This window comes from Actinoplanes sp. NPDC051633 (genome assembly GCF_040681735.1).
In the GTDB taxonomy this organism is placed as follows: Bacteria; Actinomycetota; Actinomycetes; order Mycobacteriales; family Micromonosporaceae; genus Actinoplanes.
Genome location: NZ_JBFAZH010001004.1, coordinates 1 through 2,857, shown reverse-complemented (window position 1 = coordinate 2,857; position 2,857 = coordinate 1). Strand labels below are relative to the sequence as shown.

Annotated in this window: 2 protein-coding genes; both read right to left on the bottom strand. The window is 66.9% G+C overall.

Features of this window, described 5'->3' with window-relative positions; translation table 11 throughout:
- The coding region (locus tag AB0M20_RS35955; protein ID WP_364305062.1) for a D-glucuronyl C5-epimerase family protein at window positions 1-1,168 on the bottom strand (1,168 nt) is incomplete at its 3' end.
- A 4-nt stretch (window positions 1,169-1,172) separates the two neighbouring features.
- Entirely contained in the window at window positions 1,173-2,762 is a 1,590-nt protein-coding gene (locus AB0M20_RS35950; RefSeq protein WP_364305061.1) for a fatty acid desaturase, read from the bottom strand.
- Between the last annotated feature and the right edge of the window lie 95 nt (window positions 2,763-2,857).

Here is a 2,857-nt window from a genome sequence, read left to right as displayed (position 1 = left end):
AGCTCACATGGTATATTATATGAAGTCGTCTTTTCCTCAGACTGATGCCGTACCAGATCCCTGGCTGCCGCGGTACCTTCTGCCGCCCGGACGACGGTGCGCTGCTGACCCCGTTCAACCGCAGTGTCTTCCTCGCGGTGACGAGCCCGGTGCTGTCGAACTTGCGGCCGGTGTGCCGGCCGGCGGCCAGGCGCACGGTGCCGGGTGTCGGGCCCGGGGGGTGGTCGTTGTAGTAGGTGTCCGCCAGCCGCGCGAAGTAGCCGTCCCCGGAGATCGCGTACAGCTGCGCGAGCTGCCGCATGTGGACGCCGTGGTAGCGCCGCGCGTCGCCGCCGTGGGTGAGGCAGTATCTGCTGCGCCAGCCGGGTCTGCGGTAGCGGGCGCTCCAGTCACGGGTGGTCGTCATCGCCCCCTGCAACAGCAGCAGGGCATCCGCGTTCCTGGTCCAGACCCAGTAGTCGTAGAGGCCGAAGGCGGAATAGTTGTGCCCGTTGTACGTGAGATCACCGCGGATCCTCGTCGGGTCGGGATACTCGTCCAGGACCAGATGATCGTCGACCACGTGCACGCCCCAGGGTTTGCCCACGGCTGGTGGGAGCAGGAACGAGTGGAACGTGTGGTGTGCCGCGGCGGCCCAGTTCTCGGTGCCGGTGACCCGGTACAGCCGGATGAAGAAGCTCAGTGCCCGTCCCTGGGCCATCATCGAGTACCACGGCGTGCGGTACTCGGGAGCTAATCCGTGCATGGTGAAGGGGAATCGGTACGGGTAGAACCAGGCGTCGGATCGCACCACCCGCGTGTCCCACAACCGCTGCGCATGCTTGCGGGCCCGGTCCAGATACGCCTTGTTCCCGGTGATCCGGAAGCTCTCCAGCAGCGCCAGACCGTACTGGGTCTGAGCCACCGGGTGGTTGTAGAGCTTGTCGTCCTTGAGGAACATCCGCACGCCTTCGGCGTCGTGCACTTCGGTGTCGTCCACCGGAACCGGCTCGGTGGTGTAGTAGGGCGAGATCTCCATCGGCAGCTCGCGGACGGCGAAGCGATGCACCGCGAAGGCGAACGGAAGGGTCGACGCGACCACGGTGGGCGGCACGACGAATGACGCGGCGCCGGCCGCGACGGCCGCGCCGAGCACGGTCCGGCGGCTCGTTCCTTCTAGGTGCTTCATGTCGTCAGACGCCTACCCCTCGCCAGCCGTCGGCCGCGTAGCGGACGAGCGTGCCGACCTGTTGTCTGACCGTCGACGTGGACCGCGCCGGGTGCTGATCCACTGGGGGCGGCGGGGAATCCGGGTGGAAGCCGGGCGGCGGAGGCGGCGGCAACGGCTTCGCGGGGCAGAGCAGGTAGTGCTTCATCACGGCCGGGAACCGATCGAAGATCAGGTTCCGGGGACGTTCCCAGGCGATGCCGGCCTGCTCACACGCCTCCCTGACCGTTCGCTCACTGGCCAGGTTGGCGAATCCCGAGCCCTGCCACGGCAACACGTGGTGGACGCGGTGCGGGCTGAGGCCGGCGCTGAGGAACAGGTCGATCCAGCGGTTGCCCACGATGGTGAGGTCGTAGCTCAGGGCGATCTGCTGCGCCGCCCAGTCGTTGCGGAGCGGCTCGGCGACAGCGGCGAGCTCGTCCTCGGTCGACTCCTCGAAGTCGTGGCTCGCGACGACGAGGAACGTGTTGAACCACAGGCTGATAACGAACTGCACCAGCCAGGCCAGGATGTGGCCCGTCAGCAGGCAGGCGACGAACTCGACCACGATCCACGCGCGGATGGCCCAGAAGTCCGTCCGGATCGCATCGGGACTGCCGGAGTCCTTCCACCTGGGCCGCTCGAACTTGGCGATCTCGCGGGCGCGGAACGGCAGCCCCGTGAGGCAGATGCCGAGTTTGTGGAGCGTGTAGCCCGGGATGCGCAGGGCCGGGTGCAGCTGGAGCATGGCGTCGAAGAATGTCTTCTTCACGTCGGCGCCGGAGCCGAGATAGGGGTGGTGCAGCAGGACGTGCCCGTCGGATCCGATGAGGCTCGTGCCGACGTAGTTGATGTCGAACAGCGCCTTGCCGATCGGCATGGTGTAACGGCGCTGGTCCTTCCATTTCCGGTGCAGGTGGTAATGGCCCGAGCCCGCCAGTGATGTCCGCGTCACGACCATGATGAGGACGAATGCCCACGCGGGCAGGACATCGGTGATCAGGAGCACCAGCGCCGCAACGTGCGCGGCACCGATGATCATGGTCACGACGTCGAACGCGCGGTCGTACCTCCTCAGGTCCCGCTTGGAGAACGTGGCGTTCAGCTTGGTGCGGATCTCGGCGAGCAGGCTTCCCTGGTCGCGGTAGTCGAGCTTCGGCAGGTCCGTGCGCGCATCGAAGTCCGGCGCCAGCAGGAACGGCGGGATGCCCAGCTTCGGAAGCAGGCCGCCTTCGCTGATCGGTGGGGGATCGGGGTGTGGTGGGGGTGGCGTGTCGCTGGCTCGGGGCGGAACAACGATCCTGGGTTGCACGGTCTGGCCGGCGAGTTCCTCGATCTCGTACTTCGCGAGGAACTTCTGCAGCCGAGCCGGCTCCCGGTGGTACGTGTGCAGGAGTGCGCTGATGTCGCGGCCCTCGGTCTGCCTGAACCACATGGCGCCGCCCGGGTGCAGCTTCATCCAATCGGTGAAGTCATACGCACGTCCGTCGACGACCCAGAACGCCCGGCCTCGCGGAAGGACGGTCCCCGTGAAGGGCGAGCTCCGAGCCGAACTGGGATCGGTGGTTGCGGACATGTCCCCCTCCTCGTCCTAGAAACTGGAACTGCCGAAATCGAGCAGCGCGGTCTCGATCTGCGCCCCCGGGCCCATCGTCACCATGACGCCCCGAT